This is a genomic window from Rhizobium sp. KDH_Rht_773_N, from assembly GCF_052946295.1.
In genome coordinates this window covers 2758210-2778718 of the sequence record NZ_CM129525.1, presented here as the reverse complement: position 1 = coordinate 2778718, position 20509 = coordinate 2758210, and the positions used below count along the sequence as shown (strand labels likewise).

12 protein-coding genes are annotated in these 20509 nt (G+C 61.2%); 6 read left to right on the top strand and 6 right to left on the bottom strand.

Annotated elements, in window-relative coordinates:
* The first annotated feature begins 27 nt into the window (after positions 1 to 27).
* Positions 28 to 1176, top strand: a complete 1149-nt coding sequence (locus ACU8HS_RS13715) for an AI-2E family transporter (RefSeq protein ID WP_447014559.1) — start codon at positions 28 to 30, stop codon at positions 1174 to 1176.
* Here the strand turns inward: ACU8HS_RS13715 and ACU8HS_RS13710 are convergent.
* The 4 genes from ACU8HS_RS13710 to ACU8HS_RS13695 form a co-directional block, all read right to left on the bottom strand.
* Positions 1158 to 1394, bottom strand: a complete 237-nt coding sequence (locus tag ACU8HS_RS13710) for a hypothetical protein (RefSeq protein ID WP_112563123.1) — start codon at positions 1392 to 1394, stop codon at positions 1158 to 1160. The two genes, ACU8HS_RS13715 and ACU8HS_RS13710, sit on opposite strands and share 19 nt — an antisense overlap.
* 205 nt (positions 1395 to 1599) lie before the next feature.
* Positions 1600 to 1905, bottom strand: a complete 306-nt coding sequence (locus ACU8HS_RS13705; protein WP_447014558.1) for a potassium channel family protein — start codon at positions 1903 to 1905, stop codon at positions 1600 to 1602.
* A 90-nt stretch (positions 1906 to 1995) separates the two neighbouring features.
* The gene (gene cax / locus ACU8HS_RS13700) at positions 1996 to 3054 is read right to left on the bottom strand and encodes a calcium/proton exchanger (protein ID WP_447014557.1); all 1059 of its coding nucleotides are present in this window, start codon (positions 3052 to 3054) and stop codon (positions 1996 to 1998) included.
* Positions 3055 to 3134: 80 nt separating this feature from the next.
* Positions 3135 to 3290 carry a hypothetical protein gene (locus ACU8HS_RS13695; RefSeq protein ID WP_447014556.1) on the bottom strand — a complete coding sequence of 52 codons (156 nt, stop codon included), beginning with the start codon at positions 3288 to 3290 and terminating at the stop codon, positions 3135 to 3137.
* Between the two features lie 266 nt (positions 3291 to 3556).
* Here ACU8HS_RS13695 and ACU8HS_RS13690 point away from each other — a divergent pair, with 266 nt between their 5' ends.
* The 3 genes from ACU8HS_RS13690 to ACU8HS_RS13680 all read left to right on the top strand — a co-directional run bounded on the left by ACU8HS_RS13690 (position 3557) and on the right by ACU8HS_RS13680 (position 7266).
* Positions 3557 to 4801, top strand: a complete 1245-nt coding sequence (locus ACU8HS_RS13690; protein ID WP_113413471.1) for an ATP-binding protein — start codon at positions 3557 to 3559, stop codon at positions 4799 to 4801.
* A complete protein-coding gene (fixJ, locus tag ACU8HS_RS13685) occupies positions 4767 to 5426 on the top strand; it encodes a response regulator FixJ (protein WP_113413470.1) in 660 nt (219 codons plus the stop codon). Before ACU8HS_RS13690 ends, fixJ begins: the two co-directional genes overlap by 35 nt.
* A gap of 94 nt (positions 5427 to 5520) precedes the next feature.
* Positions 5521 to 7266, top strand: coding sequence for a hypothetical protein (locus ACU8HS_RS13680; RefSeq protein WP_113413469.1), 1746 nt, complete (start codon positions 5521 to 5523; stop codon positions 7264 to 7266).
* Positions 7267 to 7270: 4 nt separating this feature from the next.
* On the opposite strand, the gene ACU8HS_RS13675 is transcribed toward ACU8HS_RS13680, so the two are convergent.
* Positions 7271 to 8230, bottom strand: a complete 960-nt coding sequence (locus ACU8HS_RS13675) for a hypothetical protein (RefSeq protein ID WP_113413468.1) — start codon at positions 8228 to 8230, stop codon at positions 7271 to 7273.
* Positions 8231 to 8388: 158 nt separating this feature from the next.
* Between ACU8HS_RS13675 and ACU8HS_RS13670 the strand changes: the two genes are divergently transcribed.
* Both ACU8HS_RS13670 and ACU8HS_RS13665 read left to right on the top strand, forming a co-directional pair.
* Positions 8389 to 9096, top strand: coding sequence for a helix-turn-helix domain-containing protein (locus ACU8HS_RS13670; RefSeq protein WP_447014555.1), 708 nt, complete (start codon positions 8389 to 8391; stop codon positions 9094 to 9096).
* Positions 9097 to 9179: 83 nt separating this feature from the next.
* Positions 9180 to 9527, top strand: coding sequence for a hypothetical protein (locus ACU8HS_RS13665; RefSeq protein ID WP_113413466.1), 348 nt, complete (start codon positions 9180 to 9182; stop codon positions 9525 to 9527).
* Positions 9528 to 9901: 374 nt separating this feature from the next.
* Here the strand turns inward: ACU8HS_RS13665 and ACU8HS_RS13660 are convergent, their stop codons facing one another.
* On the bottom strand, positions 9902 to 20476 hold the full coding sequence (locus tag ACU8HS_RS13660) for a M10 family metallopeptidase C-terminal domain-containing protein (protein ID WP_447014554.1): 10575 nt from the start codon (positions 20474 to 20476) through the stop codon (positions 9902 to 9904).
* Positions 20477 to 20509: the final 33 nt, after the last annotated feature.

Sequence of the window (20509 nt, the reverse complement as noted above, 5' to 3'; positions counted from 1 at the left end):
GCCGCCTGACACATGGCGGATGGCCAGATGGAACAGACGACCGAGACACCGGCACCGAAAACCGAGGCCGGCCAGATTTCGATAGAGGCAAGGGTCAGCGATCTTGTCCGGCTGGGCATTATCGGGCTTTTCGCCTACTGGACCGTGGTACTCATTGCGCCATTCGCGCTGATCGTCATCTGGGCGGCGATCCTCACCGTGGCACTGTTTCCGATGTTCGAGGCGCTCTCGCGGCTGATCGGGAACAGGCCGGTTATTGCGGCCGTCATCGTTGTCGTCGGCTGCCTCGTCCTTATCATCGCGCCGCTGGCCCTCGTGGCCGTCAATTTTGCCGATGCCGCGCAGGCGCTGATCGAAAAGCTGATGACGGAGAATATTGCACTGCCCGCCGCACCGGCCGCCATCAAGGAGTGGCCGATCATCGGAGAGCGTATCGACGACGCATGGAACAAGATAGCAGGCGATCTCGCCTTGACCATCATCAAGTTTCAGGCTCCCATTCGCGAGGTCACGGGCGTCGTCGTCACGAAGCTCGCCTCGATCGGCGGCGGCGTGCTGAGCTTTGTCGTCTCCACCATTCTTTCCGGCCTGTTTCTCACACGAGCCACACATCTGGCGGCGGCGATACAGGTGCTGGCAAGCCGTATTGCCGGCGAAAAAGGTGTTGGCTTTGCACGGCTTGCCGGAGCCACGGTAAGGAATGTCTCGCGCGGCGTCATCGGCGTCGCGTTCCTTCAGACCCTGCTTTGCGGCCTGTGTTTTGCCTTCTTCGACATTCCAGCACGCGGCGCACTGACCTTCGCCGTCTTCATGCTCTGCGTGATGCAGCTGGGACCGGCGCTGGTGCTTCTGCCCATGATCATATGGGCATGGTTCTCCTGGCCGTCTGCCACCGCCCTCCTCTTTACCTGTCTCGCCATACCGATCACGGTCGTCGACAATGTCCTGAAGCCCGTGCTGATGGCACGTGGCCTCTCGACCCCTATGCCCGTCATCCTGATCGGGGTCATCGGCGGCACGCTCTCTCACGGGCTTCTCGGCCTGTTTCTCGGACCCGTGGTCCTCAGCGTCTTTTATGAATTGCTGCGGGCCTGGGCCTGGCCCGGAACGACGGCAAGCGGGAACGATCATCCCGCTGCCGGGTTCGGCGGACAGGTTCAGCGGTCGCTACAGTAGACGACAATTTCCCGCTCTATTTCCAGGCAGAGCTGTTCATATTCGGCGATCAGCCTGTCTTCTCGCGGGTGCTGATTTCGGAACCGATCCAGTGCGTCGACGGCAAGGTCATAGGCCTCAAACATCTCACCCAGCGTCTCGTTCGTCATGCCAACGAGACGATGACGGATATCGGGGAGCCGGAGCATCAATTTCCTTCGTCCACGCTCTCTGCTCATGGCGTAGCTCCGATCATCTGCGCGAACCCGTCAATCATCCAAACTCGACGGAACGCCGTTCGTTCCCGATCCTCGTCTCCAATATCATTCGCAGGGACGGCTCGGTCGGATCACGTCGCACGAGATTCAATTGCTCGATCCAGAGGGCAAGAGCGACGGGCCGGCGCTCTCACTGGCATCCAGGCAGCCGATCCGACGCGGGACGTCAGGGCTCCCAATCGGCGGAATTGAGGGCTTTGACGGTGACGGCAGCGACGATGCCGGTCAGCACAATGCCTGCAAAGCCGATGACCAACGACAATATCCGCGATGAAACATGTTTGGGGGTAAGATCGCCGTAGCCGATGGTCAGGCCCGTGACGAAAGTGAAATAGAGAGCTTCGTCGATCCGCCAGCCTTCGATGCGCCAGATTACAAGCCCGGATAGGATCATCACCGAGACGATCCCGGACAGGATCGGCCAGATCACACGAATCTGCCTTGCGAGCGCGACGAAGAACAGACGCCGCATTTGCCTGTGGGTCAATCTATGGCCAGATTTCATCGGCACGTTTTCGACCTTCCCAGGTTCAGGTCGGCCGGACCCTCTGTGCAATCCGCCTCACAGGGCCCGCTCGGGCAAAACATATAGGGTCGTGGCAAAGATCATATAGACCATCAGCACCAGCATGCCGACGAACCATGCCGAACGCCCGCTATTGGTGACGAACATCGCCGTAATCGTCGCCAGGAAAACCATGACCACGACGCCCGGCGAAAACTGCAGATCCATCGGTGTCGGACCGATCACATAGCTCAACAAGACCAGCACGGGAGCGACGAACAACGCGATCTGCGATGCGCTTCCGAGCGCAATGCCCACGCTCAGGTCGAGGCGGTTCTTGCGCGCACCGGAGAAGGCGGAAGCCATTTCGGCCGCGCCGCCAACCAGCGCGACGACGATGAAGCCGACAAAGGCGGGCGTCATCCCGAAGACTTCGGCCGCCTCCTGCACGGACTCGACGAAGATCTCGCTGACCAGCGCGACAAGTATCGTCACGCCGGCAAGTGTGGATAAAGCCATGCCGATCGGCCACGGCTGTTCGTCCGCCTCAGCGTGCTCGGCTGCGGCAAAGAACTCGCGATGCGTCTTGAGCGTGAACAACAGCCCCAGCCCGTAGCCGACGATGAGCAGGATCGCCAGGCCGAAGCTGAGTTTCTGGATGACTGCGCTCGCCGACGTTGAATCCATCGAGGCGACCGCCGACGGCATCAGCAGGCCGATCGTGGCGAGGAAGAGCAGGCCTGCCTGAAGGCGCGCATTGGCTCGGTTGAATTCCTGACTGTGATATTTGAGGCCGCCGAGTAGAAACGATGCCCCCAGCATGAACAGCGTATTCGTGACGATCGCGCCGGCAACGGACGATTTTACCAAAGTATATTGTCCGGCATGCAGGGCGGTCAGCGCTATCACCAGTTCCGTCAGGTTCCCGAGCGTGGCGTTGAGCAAACCGCCGGCAGCATCGCCCGTTTTTGCCGCAACGGATTCGGTCGCGTGGCTAAGGAGGCCGGCCAAGGGTATCACGGCAAGCACCGACAGAATGAAGAGCACCGTATGCGCCTCGGGGGCAACGCGCGCGGCGACGAAGACCACCGGCACTGCGACAAGCAGCCAGAGCATGGGGTTGTCACGAATCTCTTTCCAAAGGAGGCCCAACCCTCGCTCCCGTCCGGCGCCTGAATCCGCAGCCTGTTGCCTCATCACGCGGCGGGCTTGTTGTGATAGGTCCTGATGTGCCCCGGCAGGTTTTCGGCCCGGTTCATGCGCCTGAATTCGTTGCGGGTCTCCTGGGCGCCGACGGGCGTCACGATCGACGCGGCGGTTGCAACAGCGATTGCAGGGGCAAACGTCGTCATCTTCCGGCTCCCTCGAACAACCTGCCGCCAGCGAATATCAGAGTAGCGCAACAAGGAGCCGGAGGCATTGAGCCGGATCAATGGAAATGCGGCCGACCGGGCGTGCCCGCTTGGCAGGCCTTCGCTGGTCGGCTTGTAGAAAAAGACCAATAGAGTCTACGCGATACTACATCGATGCCCGGTCCAAAGGTGGTAGATTCTCGTCATTGTCGAGAGAAAAGGGCAGTCGAAACACCAACATCTCTCAAGTGGCGGAGAAGGCCATCATGTCCACCAGGATGGAGACGCCGCATATTGCCGAATACAGTTCCGTGATCTCCGGCCTGGGGCGGCGGACCTCGCTCATCGGATCGCCATCGGCACGCCGCAAGCCGGCACACGCGTTGTCCGAAGAGAACTGGCCAGAGACGAGCTGGATGCGGCAACTCTATCGGCACATGCCGGATGCAGTGTTCGTCTTGACCGAAAACAACAGAATTTCGGCCTGCAACAGAGCTGCCGTGGCCTTATTCGGCTATGAAGAAGACGAATTGCTTGACCATAAGATCGACACCGTCTGGTCCTCGACGCCGGATGTTCAGCTCAAGGCACGTTGGGCGGACCAGGGTGCGGTTCGGGCCGGCCTGGCAACGACCAAGAGCGGCGTTCGATTTCCAGCTGCCCTGACAATCATCCACAAACCTGGCGAAAGGGAAGGCTTTACGGCGGCGATCTTCGAGGACTTTCGGACAGAACGCGAAACATTGCGTCAGATTCGGGACCTGCAATGCGAATTGGCACATCTCGCAAGAATAGCGGCGCTCGGGGAGATGACTGCGACACTGGCTCACGAACTGTCCCAGCCGCTATCCTCCATCGTCGCTTACTCCGAAGGTTGCGGCCGCCTTATGACCGACGATCACCATCGGCACGACGAGAAGCTTCGTGAGGGCTTGTCCGAAATTGCGCAGCACGCCTTGTGGGCGGGAGCGCTCGTCCGGAACATCCGGGGATTCGCAAAGCGCGGCGTCGGCGACAGGCAGCTGGAGGCGGTTCACGCGTTGGTCCGCGAAGCGGTGGCGCTTTCCCTCGCCGGATCGTCCCGGAAAAACGCCTGCCCCGATCTGCAGCTCACAGCAGAGCGTGACACCGTGCTCGCAGACCGCGTTCAGATTGTCCAAGTCCTGACGAACCTTTTCCGCAACGCCATGGAGGCAACCGACGGTGTCGAGCAGCCGGCTATCGTGATCCGCACCAGAACCGACGATTTCTCGCATCTGGTTGTCGAAGTGTCGGACAACGGCTGCGGAATTGCTGCCGACATCGAGGAGGCGCTGTTTCGCCCCTTCGTCACCAGCAAGCCACACGGCCTCGGCATGGGTCTGGCACTGTCCAAGCGCATCATCGAAGCGCATGGCGGTCGCATAGCTGCGCATAAGGCAATACAGGGCGGCTCAATCCTCTCCTTTTCACTTCCGCTGGCGGAGGCCACAATCAATGGCGAACGACCTTACGATCCATCTCGTCGATGACGAAGAGTCGCTCCGTCGATCTCTGACGTTTCTGCTCGTATCGGCGGGTTTTGCCGTTCGTGCCCACAGTTGCGCGAGGGCCTTTCTGGAACTCCTGCCACTTTCGGGCCGAACCTGTCTTGTCACGGACTTGTGCATGCCCGATATCGACGGCATCGAATTGCTTCGGCGGCTGAGGCGTCTCAACCCGGCCGTGCCCGCGATTGTCATCACCGGCCAGGGCGATATAGCCGCGGCCGTTCAGGCGATGAAGGCCGGGGCATCTGATTTTCTGGAAAAACCGCTGAAGGAAGCAGCGCTGATCTCGGCCATCAAAGCAGCGATGGAACATGGGCGGATCGACAGGCCCAACACCGATTGCGAGCATGTCGCGGCCCGGCTTCGTCAGCTCACGGAGCGCGAACGCCAGGTTCTGACCGGCGTTCTCGAGGGCCTGCAGAACAAGATGATCGCCTATCATCTCGGCATCAGCGCCCGTACGGTAGAGGTCCACCGCGCCAACGTCATGGCCAAGATGGGTGCGCGAAATCTGGCCGAGCTCATGCGAATGACCATCGCCATCGACGTGACTGCGCAACCGCTTGAGCCTGCGAATACGTCGCCTGCATGGCCCGCTTATATTTGACATACCTAAAGCAAGCCTTGCAACCACCGGCTTGTGGGATATGATGTGTTAGGACTGACTTAAATAATTGCGTGATCTTGTCGTAGGGACGATTATGAGAAGCGCAAATATCAATGTTTTCAATAGTTTTGGACCGACGGCAGATGAAATTTGCCGGCAGGTTGAACGGATTCTCGGCAGCGAGGAGTTCCATGCACCGAAGCGCGGGCGGAACTTCCTGGAGTTTGTCGTCAATGAGACGCTTGCCGGCCGTTCCGATTTCCTGAAGGCATTCACGATCGCAAATATCGTTTTCGGCCGGGAAGCATCGTTCGATCCGCAAAACGATCCGGTCGTGCGGATCGAGGCCGGCCGGATAAGAAAGGCGCTCGAGCGCTACTATCTCGTCGCGGGCCAGGCGGATATGGTCATCATCACCGTCCCCAAGGGTGGCTATGTGCCGCATTTCGAATATGCCCGAGATCTGCCGCCCCCGCTGGCAGCGATTGGCGAGGAAACATCGCGGGCGACGGAACCGGCGCATCGAGACCGCCCGCTTGCTGCGCGAGCATGGCGCCCGGTGCGGCTGAGTCTTCTCGGCCTGGGCATCGGCGTGATAGCCGTTCTTGCATTTGCGCTCTCTGCCGAACGAGATGGACCGACCGGTCCATTGCCGGCAACAGCTTCCCTGCCGAAAGTTATCGTCGAATTTTTTTCCGAGAGCGACCTCGCCGATACCGGCTTGGATATAGCTCGTGGTGTGCGCGACGACGTTATCGGTCAACTTGCCCAGTCCGACGACATTGTCGTGGTCGCCGATCCGCTGCACACCGGGGCCGGGGGCGACCTGGTGTTGCAGGGAAATGTCCAGCTCGACGGCAGCAGACTGCGCACCGCAGCCAGGCTTGTACGCCAGTTGGACGGGGTTATCGTCTGGGCCAACAATTTCGATGCCGATCTCAGCGCCGAGAACAAGCTTGCGATCCAGGGCAATATCGCCAGGCAAATCGCCAATGCGATCACGCAACCCCATGGCGCCATCTTTCAGATCGACACGGATACAGCCGCCGAACCTGCACGGACAGGCGATCAGGGCGCCTATGCCTGCACGGCCGCCTATTACAGCTACCGCCAGAGCATGACCACGCAAAGCCACGGCGCCGTGCGCGAATGCCTGCAGCAGGCGACCCGGCGTTTTCCCGACAACGCCCTGTCCTGGGCCCTGTTGTCCGTGGTTTACCTCGATGAGGTGCGGTTTCGCCATAAGCTTGGCACCGCCCCTTCGGCCCCGTCGCTCGAACAGGCAACGGCGGCGGTACAGCGGGCGGCAGGGCTTGCGCCGGGCAATCCCCGCGTATTGCAGGCCCTGATGATGGTAAGCTTCTACAGAGGGGATATCGACAAGGCTCTGAAGGCCGGAGCTGCAGCCTATGCGGCAAATCCCGATGATGTGGAAGTCGCCGGTGAATATGGCTTCCGGTTGGCAATGTCGGGAAAATGGCAATCCGGCTGCGAACTGCTGTCGATCGCGTTGAACAGGGGTATCGGCCCCGAGGGTTATTACGAGGTCGGCATGGCGCTATGTGCGTTCATGAAGGGAAATGTCGAAGAGGCGGAGCGGTGGTCGCGAAAATCCGATCTCGACTCCAACCCGATGCACCGCCTTGTGCTGATGTCTATCCTCGGATCAGCTGGAAAGACGGACGAAGCCAGGCGGGAAGAGGATTGGCTGAGCCTCCACGCGCCGGCACTGTTGGCCAATGTCCGCAAGGAAGTCGCTCTGCGCCTGCAGCGGCAGGAGGATCAGGAGCGCTTCCTGAACGGGCTGCGCGCCTCTGGCCTGGCCATTGCGGCAAGATAGACCGCTATGGCTCGGAGCCTGTGCCGTTCAGTTTGCGATTATTCGCTATCTCCATCGCGATTTGGGTGGCGATCTCCTCTTCGACATCGAGCATGGTCTGACCGCGCAGGTCGCGATCATATTGGTTTGCCCAGATAACCGTACCATCGGCGCCGTTTATCAGGCGGACATGCAGATGGAGGACCGTACCTTCGGTCAGCGCACTCCCCTGAAGGCTGTATTGCATGCCGGTCGTAGCGGTGTCGAATCGACCCGGTGCAAGCACGACGAAGCGCTCTGCCTTCATGAGCTTCGCGATCAACTGATCGACCAGCCCTTTAGCGAAGTCCGACCCTTCTGCGGCGCCACCAAGAGCCGCGAAGGGTTCCACGATAACCTTGGGTCTGTTCTGAGAAGTCGCGGTGGCCGGGGGTGGCGGGGGCTTTGGCGGCGAGAGATAGGTCTCGAGCGGACGAATGAGAGCAAGGACAGCCATGGTGCCGAACAGCGCAGGCAGGCCGATCGGCAGTAGAAGATTGCGCCAGCTGATCGCTCGTTCGGTATTGCGCCGCTGATTTGCAGAATCCCGCAAATTTGCCGCTTCGTCCCCATTCGGGCTGCCCTCAAAATCTGAAAAATGCGGCGAATATCTCCCTTTGGGAATAGTGATGCGAATAGGATCGCAGCTTCCGCTGACGAGGTAGTAGCGTTCGAGCGCACGACGGATGCGCCCCGCCTCGATACGGACAACCGGATCATTCTGGGCGTCGAACGAGGTGTCGCGCCCGAAAACCGCCTGGGCGATCGTATAGGCCTTGAGCCGCTCGCTGCGACCTTCCAGTGTCTCCTCGACGATATATTGCAGGAAGCGCCGTCCACGTTCAGGAGCAAGGAATTCCGGGCTCGTCAGAATCCGCTCGAGCTGTATGCGCACGTCAACGGGGTTTTGGAGTGCCCGGCTTTCCCCTTCCTCTTCCGATGCCATCGAGACCTCCCCGATATTTTCGTATCGCTCTCAACAAGGGGCATAGGCTTATACACCCGCCCGTGGTTCCGGGCTTCAGTAGCAATACGTAAGGGGTATCTCGAATACCGCGGCAAGCAACGATTGCATATGCTGCGACGCGGATGGGGGCGACGCCGATGCTTCAAGACCACGCGATTGTAAAACACACGACAGCGCCGGGGCACCGCCATCGGGCTGTCGGGCAAACGGTAAGGGATCGATCGATCAGGCTCAAGGCCGACGAAACAATCTACAGCGAAGGCGAACATGCGCTTGCAATCTACCAGGTCGAGGCAGGCGCGGTGCGGATCTACCGCCTGACTACCAGCGGCCAGAGATACATCTTGTCCTTTTGCGGCAAGGGCGAATGGTTCGGCCTGGAAACAGGTAATATTCGCACCGATTTTGCCGAAGCCGTCTGCGAAACGTCCATCAGACCCTTTCGGGCCAACCAAAACGCGACCGTCCCCGTAGACCTTCTCCACATCGCGCTCATGAACCTTGCAAAGGCCCAGCATAAACAGCTCGTCATCACCGAGCAAAGCGCGCTGAAGCGGGTTGCGGCTTTCGTCTGCGAAATGGCAGAGCGTCATCCGGAAGATGCTGAATTCGATATGATGATGTCGCGCAGCGATATTGCCGACTATCTCGGTCTGACTGTCGAAACTGTTGCCCGTTGTTTCACGAAGCTCCGCGAAAAACGTATCCTTCGGCTGAACGGCAGGCTGCAACGCAGCGTTCGCCTCCTTGACCGCAACGGACTGATGGCCCTGACCGTCCAGAGTAGTTCCAGCAAGAATGTGAAACGGTTTTGCGTCCGGAATTACCTGGAAACAAAGGGATAGAGCATTTCGGGCGATTCGATCCCCGCCGGAAATGCTCCAATGCCCCCTCATTTCGAAGGTCAACTTCAGGAAGGAACGGAACGATGGCCCGGATATACCGCCAGAGACCACGCGGATACGCAAAAACATTCCTCGCAGGCCTGGTGTTGCTCGCCGGCTTCCCCTTTCCTGCCGTTCAGGCGCAGGATGATCCATTCAACCAGTTTCCCCTGGTCATCCAGTGCAAATACAACCAAACCTATAACATCTTTTACCTGTCGCGGATCTCGCAGGACGGGGTGGCGACCTATGTGGCTTCAGACCGTATAGGGGGCACAATCACGCTGGACGGCCGAGCGAAAGCAATCGGCGATATGGGCGGCGGCAGTTGTGTCGGCAAGACTTTGGCCGAGCTGCGCGAATCCGGCCAAGCGCGCGATTGGGCGCGTTAGCGTCTTTCGTCTGCTCTGACGGCATTCCGCATTATTGGTCCTTGCATCGGGGATTGCCCGGTTCGCTTACGCATTCTTCAAGGTTCTGGCGAGCTTTGCGGGAAATTTACCCACTGGAAAGCCATCACCTCGTCCCTGGCGGTCTGGGCGACGGAAACGGCACCATGCTCGGAAAGCGTTGGTGCTGGCATGCGCACCAACCTTCTTCCGAGTTCAAACCGAGAATGCGTTTGACCATCACGCACCCCCGTTTGTCGACAGCTTCATTCCCGGTTGCGTGAACTCCCTCGCGCACATCCAATTCCTTTCAGACACGACGGAACTCCATTCCGGTCCTCCCGACAGGAAGTCCCGTCGGCAGGTCCGAACCGAACTCATACAAACTGGAAGTCCGACGACTGCAGGCTCGACACAGTCACGTTCTTCAGTGTGATAGTATTGTCCGCATCTGCGGTAATGATTGTGTCGCTGCCCGACAGGATTGATGAGGCGAGCAGCGATGCCCAGTCGGCAAAAATCGTGTGATCGATCCTGATCGTATCATGTGCCCCGCCAGCTACCTCGAAAGACATGATCGTGTCGTGCCCCCAATTCGGCTCGTAGACGAAAAAGTCCGCGGCTATTCCACCAATAAGGACGTCGTCTCCGGCGCCACCTGTCAGCGTATTCGACCCCGCGAGATTGCCCACAATCCGATTGTCGAGCGCATTGCCTGTTCCGACAAAGGCTTCGAAGCCAGTGGCACCCGAGCTCAAGTTTTCGATGTTGTCTCCCAACGTATAGCTGGCAAGGGACGTCTGCACCTGGTCGATTCCTTCGCCGGCATTTTCGATGACGGCGTCCCCGGCATTGTCGACGACGTAATAGTCGTTGCCCTTGCCGCCGATCAGCGTATCGCTACCGTCTCCACCACTCAGCGTATCGTTGCCGACACCTCCGGTGATCGTATTGGAAAGCGCGTTGCCGATGCCATTAAAGCCACCGCTGCCGGTGTAGACGAGGTTTTCGACATTGGCAGCAAGTGTCAGGCGATCGAGCCCGGTCTTTACCGTGTCGGTGCCTGCACCGGCACTTTCGGTAACGACGTCGCCGGCGACATCCACGATATAGGTATCGTCACCCGCTCCACCGATCAGCGTATCGGCACCGGCTCCGCCGTTCAGCGTGTCGTTGCCGTCGCCACCCGACAGCCGGTCGGCCGCAGCCCCGCCGGTAATCGTGTTGGCAAGGTCGTTGCCCGTTCCGGTGAAGGCCACCGTGCCCGTATAGGTCAGGTTCTCGACATTGTCGGCAAGCGTATAGGTCGCCGACCCAGCCTTCACCGTATCGATCCCGGCATCGGCACCTTCGGTGACGAGGTCACCGGCATTGTCAACGATATAGGTATCGTTGCCCGCCCCACCGATCAGCGTATCGGCGCCCGTGCCGCCATTCAGCGTGTCGTTGCCGGCGCCGCCGGTGATCACGTTCGCCGCAGCGTTGCCGGTGCCCGTAAAGGCAGCCGAACCGGTGTAGGTCAGGTTCTCGATATTGGCGAGCGCCGCGATCGAATAGGTCGCAAGCGCAGTCTTCACCGTATCCGTGCCCGCAGCTGCTACCTCCGTGACCACGTCGCCGGCGGCATCCACAACATAGGTGTCGTTGCCGGCACCGCCGATCAGCGTATCGTTACCCGCTCCGCCGTCCAGCGTGTCGTTGCCGGCACCGCCGATGATCGTGTTGACCAGGGCATTGCCCGTCCCGGCAAAATCGCCGGTGCCGGTGAAGGTCAGGTTCTCGACATTGGCGATGTTGGTCAGCGCATAGGCAGAAAGCGCCGTCTTGATCAGATCCGTGCCTTCGTTGGCAGCTTCGGTCACGACATCGGCAAGATCGTCGACAACATAGGTATCGTTGCCGGCACCGCCGATCAGCGTATCGGCCCCCGCCTTGCCGTCCAGCGTGTCGGCACCCGCCGCACCCCTGATCGTGTTGGCAAGGCTGTTGCCCGTTCCGATGAAGGCCACCGTACCCGTATAGGTCAGGTTCTCGATGTTGTCGGCAAGCGTATAGGTCGTCGACCCAGCCCTCACCGTATCGATTCCTCCGCCGGCACTTTCGGTAACGACGTCGCCGGCGACATCCACGATATAGGTATCGTCACCCGCTCCGCCGATCAGCGTATCGGCGCCGGCGCCGCCATTCAGCGTGTCGTTGCCGGCGCCGCCGGTGATCACGTTCGCCACAGCGTTGCCGGTGCCCGTGAAGGCAGCCGAACCGATGTAGGTCAGGTTCTCGACATTGGCGAGGGCAGCGATCGAATAGGTCGCAAGTGACGTGCGGATCTCGTCCATACCCGCACCCACTGCCTCCGTGACCACGTCGCCGGTTGCATCCACGACATAGGTATCGTTGCCGATGCCGCCGATCAGCGTGTCGGCTCCGGCCCCACCGTCCAGCGTATCGTTGCCGACACCGCCGGTGATCGTGTTGGAAAGAGCATTGCCCGTCCCGGTGAAACCACCCGACCCTGTGAAGGTCAGGTTCTCGACATTGGCGATGTTGGTCAGCGCATAGGCAGAAAGCGCCGTTTTGACGAGATCCGTGCCTCCGTTGGCGGCTTCGGTCACGACATCGGCCAGATCGTCGATAACATAGGTGTCGTTGCCGGCACCGCCGATCAGCGCATCCGCTCCCGCCTTGCCGTCCAGCGTGTCGGCACCCGCCGCACCCCTGATCGTGTTGGCAAGGCCGTTGCCCGTTCCGGTGAAGGCCACCGTGCCCGTATAGGTCAGGTTCTCGACATCGCTGCCGAGCGTGTAGGCCGCAAGCGCGGTCTTGACCGTATCGGTGCCTGCACTTGCAGCTTCAGTGACCACATCGCCCACAATATCCACGATATAGGTGTCGTCACCCGCTCCACCGATCAGCGTGTCGGCACCGGCGCCGCCGTTCAGCGTGTCGTTGCCGTCGCCGCCGGTGATCACGTTCGCCACAGCGTTGCCGGTGCCCGTGAAGGCAGCCGAACCAGTGTAGGTCAGGTTCTCGATATTGGCGAGGGCCGCGATCGAATAGGTCGCAAGCGACGTGCGGATCTCGTCCGTACCCGCACCTGCTGCCTCCGTGACCACGTCGCCGGCGGCATCCACAACATAGGTGTCGTTGCCGGCACCGCCGACCAGCGTATCGTTACCCGCTCCGCCGTCCAGCCTGTCCGCGCCAACTCCGCCGATCAGCGTGTCGTTACCCGCGCCACCGTCCAGCGTGTCGTTGCCGGCACCGCCGGTGATCGTGTTGGAAAGGGCATTGCCGGTCCCGGCAAAATCGCCGCTGCCGGTGAAGGTCAGGTTCTCCACATTGGCGATGTTGGTCAGCGCATAGGCAGAAAGCGCCGTCTTGATCAGATCCGTGCCTTCGTTGGCAGCTTCGGTCACGACATCGGCCAGATCGTCGACAACATAGGTGTCGTTGCCGGCACCGCCAATCAGCGTATCGGCTCCCGCCTTGCCGTCCAGCGTGTCGGCACCCGCCGCACCCCTGATCGTGTTGGCAAGGCCGTTACCCGTCCCGGTGAAGGCCACCGTACCCGTATAGGTCAGGTTCTCGACATCGGCGCCGAGCGTGTAGGCCGCAAGCGCGGTCTTCACCGTATCGGTGCCTGCATCGGCACTTTCGGTAACGACATCGCCGGCGACATCCACGATATAGGTATCGTCACCCGCTCCACCGATCAGCGTATCGGCTCCGGCGCCGCCGTTCAGCGTGTCGTTGCCGTCGCCACCCGACAGCCGGTCGGCCGCAGCACCGCCGGTAATCGTGTTGGCAAGGTCGTTGCCCGTTCCGGTGAAGGCCACCGTGCCCGTATAGGTCAGGTTCTCGACATTGTCGGCAAGCGTATAGGTCGCCGACCCAGCCTTCACCGTATCGATCCCGGCATCGGCACCTTCGGTGACGAGGTCACCGGCATTGTCAACGATATAGGTATCGTTGCCCGCCCCACCGATCAGCGTATCGGCGCCCGTGCCACCATTCAGCGTGTCGTTGCCGGCGCCGCCGGTGATCACGTTCGCCACAGCGTTGCCGGTGCCCGTGAAGGCAGCCGAACCGGTGTAGGTCAGGTTCTCGATATTGGCGAGCGCCGCGATCGAATAGGTCGCAAGCGACGTGCGGATCTCGTCCGTACCCGCACCTGCTACCTCCGTGACCACGTCGCCCGCGGCATCCACGACATAGGTATCGTTGCCGATGCCGCCGGCCAGCGTGTCGGCTCCCGCTCCACCGTCCAGCGTGTCGTTGCCGGCAGCCCCGGTCAGCTTGTCGGCCGCCGCACCGCCCTTGATGATATTGTCCAGTTCATTGCCGGTACCGGCAAAGGCCGCTGACCCGGTGTAGGTCAGGTTCTCCACATTGGCACCCAGTGTATAGGCCGCCAGACCCGTCTTTACGGTATCGGTACCCTCGCCGGCATTCTCGACGACGATATCGCCGGTGCCGATGACATAGGTGTCGTCACCTGCCGCACCCTTCAGCGTGTCGATCCCGGCCCCGCCGGTCAGGATATTGTTCAGCGCATTGCCGATGCCGGTAAAAGCCGTCGTGCCGGAGACGGTCAGGTTCTCGACATTGCTGCCGAGCGTGTAGCTCCCGAAATAGACCGACTGCACGTACACCGTATCGCTGCCTTCGTCGGCAGCCTCGACGACCGTATCCCCGCCATTGTCAACCCAATAGGTGTCATTGCCGATACCGCCGGAAAGCGTGTCGGCACCCGTGCCGCCATCCAGCCAATCGTCGCCAGCCTCCCCGGAGAGCACGTCATTGCCGGCGCCGCCGATCAGCCTATTGTCGAGGCTGTTGCCGGTTCCGGCAAAATCGCCGGTGCCGGTGAAGGTCAGGTTCTCCACGTTGGCGACGTTGGTCAGCGCATAGGCAGAAAGCGCCGTCTTGATCAGATCCGTGCCTTCGTTGGCGGCTTCGGTCACGACATCGGCCAGATCGTCGACAACATAGGTGTCGTTGCCCGCACCGCCGATCAGCGTATCGGCACCCGCCTTGCCGTCCAGCGTGTCGGCGCCCGCCGCACCCCTGATCGTGTTGGCAAGGCCGTTGCCCGTCCCGGTGAAGGCCACCGTGCCCGTATAGGTCAGGTTCTCGACATCGGCCCCGAGCGTGTAGGCCGCAAGCGCGGTCTTCACCGTATCGGTGCCCGCACTTGCAGCTTCAGTGACCACATCGCCCACAATATCCACGATATAGGTATCGTCACCCGCCCCGCCGATCAGCGTATCGGCACCGGCTCCGCCGTTCAGCGTGTCGTTGCCGTCGCCACCCGACAGCCGGTCGGCCGCAGCACCGCCGGTAATCGTGTTGGCAAGGTCGTTGCCCGTTCCGGTGAAGGCCACCGTGCCCGTATAGGTCAGGTTCTCGACATCGCTGCCGAGCGTGTAGGCCGCAAGCGCGGTCTTGACCGTATCGGTGCCTGCACTTGCAGCTTCAGTGACCACATCGCCCACAATATCCACGATATAGGTGTCGTCACCCGCTCCACCGATCAGCGTGTCGGCACCGGCGCCGCCGTTCAGCGTGTCGTTGCCGTCGCCGCCGGTGATCACGTTCGCCACAGCGTTGCCGGTGCCCGTGAAGGCAGCCGAACCAGTGTAGGTCAGGTTCTCGATATTGGCGAGGGCCGCGATCGAATAGGTCGCAAGCGACGTGCGGATCTCGTCCGTACCCGCACCTGCTGCCTCCGTGACCACGTCGCCGGCGGCATCCACAACATAGGTGTCGTTGCCGGCACCGCCGACCAGCGTATCGTTACCCGCTCCGCCGTCCAGCCTGTCCGTGCCAACTCCGCCGATCAGCGTGTCGTTACCCGCGCCACCGTCCAACGTATCGTTGCCGGCACCGCCGGTGATCGTGTTGGAAAGGGCATTGCCGGTCCCGGCAAAATCGCCGCTGCCGGTGAAGGTCAGGTTCTCCACATTGGCGATGTTGGTCAGCGCATAGGCAGAAAGCGCCGTCTTGATCAGATCCGTGCCTTCGTTGGCAGCTTCGGTCACGACATCGGCCAGATCGTCGACAACATAGGTGTCGTTGCCGGCACCGCCAATCAGCGTATCGGCTCCCGCCTTGCCGTCCAGCGTGTCGGCACTCGCCGCACCCCTGATCGTGTTGGCAAGGCCGTTACCCGTGCCGGCAAAAGCCACCGTGCCCGTATAGGTCAGGTTCTCGATGTTGTCGGCAAGCGTATAGGCCGCCGACGCAGCCTTCACCGTATCGGTTCCTCCGCCGGCACTTTCGGTGACGACGTCACCCGCGGTATCCACGACATAGGTATCGTCACCCGCTCCACCAATCAGTGTATCGGCTCCCGCTCCGCCGTTCAGCGTGTCGTTGCCGGCGCCGCCGGTGATCACGTTCGCCACAGCGTTGCCAGTGCCCGTGAAGGCAGCCGAACCGGTGTAGGTCAGGTTCTCGATATTGGCGAGCGCCGCGATCGAATAGGTCGCAAGCGACGTGCGGATCTCGTCCGTACCCGCACCTGCTGCCTCCGTGACCACGTCGCCGGCGGCATCCACGACATAGGTATCGTTGCCGGCACCGCCGACCAGCGTATCGCTACCCGCTCCGCCGTCCAGCCTGTCCGTGCCAACTCCGCCAACCAGCGTGTCGTTACCCGCGTCACCGTCCAACGTGTCGTTGCCGGCACCGCCGGTGATCGTGTTGACCAGGGCATTGCCGGTCCCGGCAAAATCGCCGCTGCCGGTGAAGGTCAGGTTCTCCACGTTGGCGATGTTGGTCAGCGCATAGGCAGAAAGCGCCGTCTTGATCAGATCCGTGCCTTCGTTGGCAGCTTCGGTCACGACATCGGCCAGATCGTCGACAACATAGGTGTCGTTGCCGGCACCGCCGACCAGCGTATCGGCACCCGCCTTGCCGTCCAGCGTGTCGGCGCCCGCCGCACCCCTGATCGTGTTGGCAAGGCTGTTACCCGTTCCGGCAAAGGCCACCGTACCCGTATAGGTCAGGTTCTCGATGTTGTCGGCAAGCGTATAGGCCGCCGACGCAGCCTTCACCGTATCGACTCCTCCGCTGGCACTTTCGGTAACGACGTCGCCGGCGACATCCACGATATAGGTATCGTCACCCGCTCCGCCGATCAGCGTATCGGCTCCGGCTCCGCCGTTCAGCGTGTCATTGCCGTCGCCACCCGACAGCCGGTCGGCCGCAGCCCCTCCGGTGATCGTGTTGGCAAGGTCGTTGCCCGTCCCGGTGAAGGCCACCGCGCCCGTATAGGTCAGGTTCTCGATATCGCTGCCGAGCGTGTAGGCCGCAAGCGCGGTCTTCACCGTATCGGTGCCCGCATCGGCACTTTCGGTAACGACGTCGCCCACAATATCCACGATATAGGTGTCGTCACCCGCCCCGCCGATCAGCGTATCGGCACCGGCGCCGCCGTTCAGCGTGTCGTTGCCGGCACCGCCGGTGATCACGTTCGCCGCAGCGTTGCCGGTGCCCGTGAAGGCAGCCGAACCGGTGTAGGTCAGGTTCTCGATATTGGCGAGGGCAGCGATCGAATAGGTCGCAAGCGACGTGCGGATCTCGTCCGTACCCGCACCTGCTGCCTCCGTGACCACGTCGCCGGCGGCATCCACGACATAGGTGTCGTTGCCGGCACCGCCGACCAGCGTATCGTTACCCGCTCCGCCGTCCAGCCTGTCCGTGCCAACTCCGCCAACCAGCGTGTCGTTACCCGCGCCACCGTCCAGCGTGTCGTTGCCGGCACCGCCGGTGATCGTGTTGGAAAGGGCATTGCCGGTCCCGGCAAAATCGCCGCTGCCGGTGAAGGTCAGGTTCTCCACATTGGCGATGTTGGTCAGCGCATAGGCAGAAAGCGCCGTCTTGATCAGATCCGTGCCTTCGTTGGCGGCCTCGGTCACGACATCGGCCAGATCGTCGACAACATAGGTATCGTTGCCGGCACCGCCGATCAGCGCATCCGCTCCCGCCTTGCCGTCCAGCGTGTCGGCACCCGCCGCACCCCTGATCGTGTTGGCAAGGCTGTTGCCCGTGCCGGTGAAGGCCACCGTACCCGTATAGGTCAGGTTCTCGATATCGGCCCCGAGCGTGTAGGCCGCAAGCGCGGTCTTGACAGTGTCGGTGCCTGCATTTGCAACCTCGGTAACGACGTCGCCGGCGACATCCACGATATAGGTATCGTCACCCGCTCCACCGATCAGCGTATCGGCTCCGGCTCCGCCGTTCAGCGTGTCGTTGCCGTCTCCACCCGACAGCCGGTCGGCCGCAGCCCCGCCGGTGATCGTGTTGGCAAGGTCGTTGCCCGTTCCGGTGAAGGCCACCGTGCCCGTATAGGTCAGGTTCTCGACATTGTCGGCAAGCGTATAGGTCGCCGACCCAGCCTTCACCGTATCGATCCCCGCATCGGCACCTTCGGTGACGAGGTCACCGGCATTGTCAACGATATAGGTATCGTTGCCCGCCCCACCGATCAGCGTGTCGGCGCCGGCGCCGCCGTTCAGCGTGTCGTTGCCGGCGCCGCCGGTGATCACGTTCGCCACAGCATTGCCGGTGCCCGTGAAGGCAGCCGAACCGGTGTAGGTCAGGTTCTCGATATTGGCGAGCGCAGCGATCGAATAGGTCGCAAGTGACGTGCGGATCTCGTCCGTACCCGCACCTGCTGCCTCCGTGACCACGTCGCCGGCAGCATCCACGACATAGGTGTCGTCGCCGATGCCGCCGGCCAGCGTGTCGGCTCCCGCCCCACCGTCCAGCGTGTCGTTGCCGGCAGCCCCGGTCAGCTTGTCGGCCGCCGCACCGCCCTTGATGATATTGTCCAGCTCATTGCCGGTACCGGCAAAGGCCGCTGACCCGGTGTAGGTCAGGTTCTCCACATTGGCACCCAGTGTATAGGCCGCCAGACCCGTCTTTACGGTATCGGTACCCTCGCCGGCATTCTCGACGACGATATCGCCGGTGCCGATGACATAGGTGTCGTCACCTGCCGCACCCTTCAGCGTGTCGATCCCGGCCCCGCCGGTCAGGATATTGTTCAGCGCATTGCCGATGCCGGTAAAAGCCGTCGTGCCGGAGACGGTCAGGTTCTCGACATTGCTGCCGAGCGCGTAGCTCCCGAAATAGACCGACTGCACGTACACCGTATCGCTGCCTTCGTCGGCAGCCTCGACGACCGTATCCCCGCCATTGTCAACCCAATAGGTGTCGTTGCCGATACCGCCGGAAAGCGTGTCGGCACCCGTGCCGCCATCCAGCCAATCGTCGCCAGCCTCCCCGGAGAGCACGTCATTGCCGGCGCCGCCGATCAGCCTGTCGTTACCCGCACCGCCGACCAGTATGTCGTTGCCGGCACCACCGGTAATGGTGTTGGCAAGGGCATCGCCCGTCCCGGCAAAATCGCCTGTGCCGCTGTAGGCCAGGTCCTCGACATTGGCAATATTGGTCAGCGTGTAGGCAGAAAGCGTCGTCTTGATCAGATCCGTGCCTTCATTGGCAGCCTCGGTCACAACGTCGGCCAGATTATCGACAAAATAAGTGTCGTTGCCCGCCCCACCAATCAGGATGTCGGCTCCCGCCTTGCCATCCAGCCAATCGGACCAAGTTCCGCCAGTAATGATATTGACCGCAGCGTTGCCCGTACCGGTGAACGACGTCGTGCCCGTGTAAGTCAGGTTCTCGACGTTGACGCTGAGCGTGTAACTCGAAAGCGTCGTCCTGACCGTGTCCGTTCCCTCGCCTGCGTTCTCAGTCACGACATCGTTCGCAACATCGACAATATAGGTGTCGTCACCCACCCCACCCGACATCCGGTCCGATCCGGTGCCGCCGTTTAAGGTATCGTCGCCGGCATCGCCAGTCAGCGTATCATTTCCGGCATTGCCCCATAGGGCGTTGTCGACCTCGTTGCCAACAATCGTATCGCTACCGGAGCCTGCCTGAACATTCTCGATCAGCGATGCCAGGTTGTCGTGATAGAGAAGCGCATTGAAGATGTTGCCGCGAGCATCGCCACCATTCGAGCCACCGCCCAAGTAAGCCAACTGGACTTGAGAAAAGACCGAGTACCCCCCTGGTCGCAGGTCGATTTGAAGGCTGGTCGTGTAGGCACTGAGATCATAGGTGTCGATACCGCCGCCATCCCAAATTGTCGCGAAGATCCTGTTCGCGTCCGGCGTGATGGCCGCGACCCCGTCCACATAGGTGACGCCTTCGTTTGGCTTCCACTTGTAAACGGTATTGCCACTGTTGGTCGTGTAATCCGCACCGTACATTTCCTGTAGAGCGGCGATATCGAGCATCATGAAGGTCTGCGGCGCACCGTTCTGCTCGTATTTGTAACCAGTCGGACTGTCTCCGACATATGTACGGTAGGTCATGATCGTATATTCGAGGGAATCGTAGGCACCGGGCACGACCAGCGGATTGTCTATGTCCGGCTCATGACCGTGTTTCAGACCGAGAGCATGACCCAGTTCATGTGCCAGCGTATGGCCGGCATAGTTGCCGAACTCCGGGTAGCGATAATCAACTACCGTGCCGGCATATGCCGTCCCGAACCAGACATCGCCGGCCGCACTGTCCGCACTTGGGGTATACGCCCACGCAGTCGGGGGATACCAGGATTGTGCAAAGCGCACCGACGCAGTGTCCGCGTTCCCGGCGACGAAATCGGCATTGGTAAACCCCTCAACGGAGAAGCCGTCATTTGCCGTGTTTCCGTAGGATTGCTCCATAAAGAACAAGGCAAAAGAGCGCTGTTGCGAAGAGATCGCGGAGAAGCCGTAGTCCTTCTCGCCGTCATAGGAATACGAAATCGAGCTGGTGGGAAACGCGTAGGTTATCGTGCTGTCCCAGGCGTAGCCGCTGAGAAGCCCGTCGATTTTCTGATCTCCCGTCAAGCTGACGTTCTTCGTGGGAGTAACAATGCCCGTCATGAAATCACCGCTTGTTTATACCACCCTGCCATG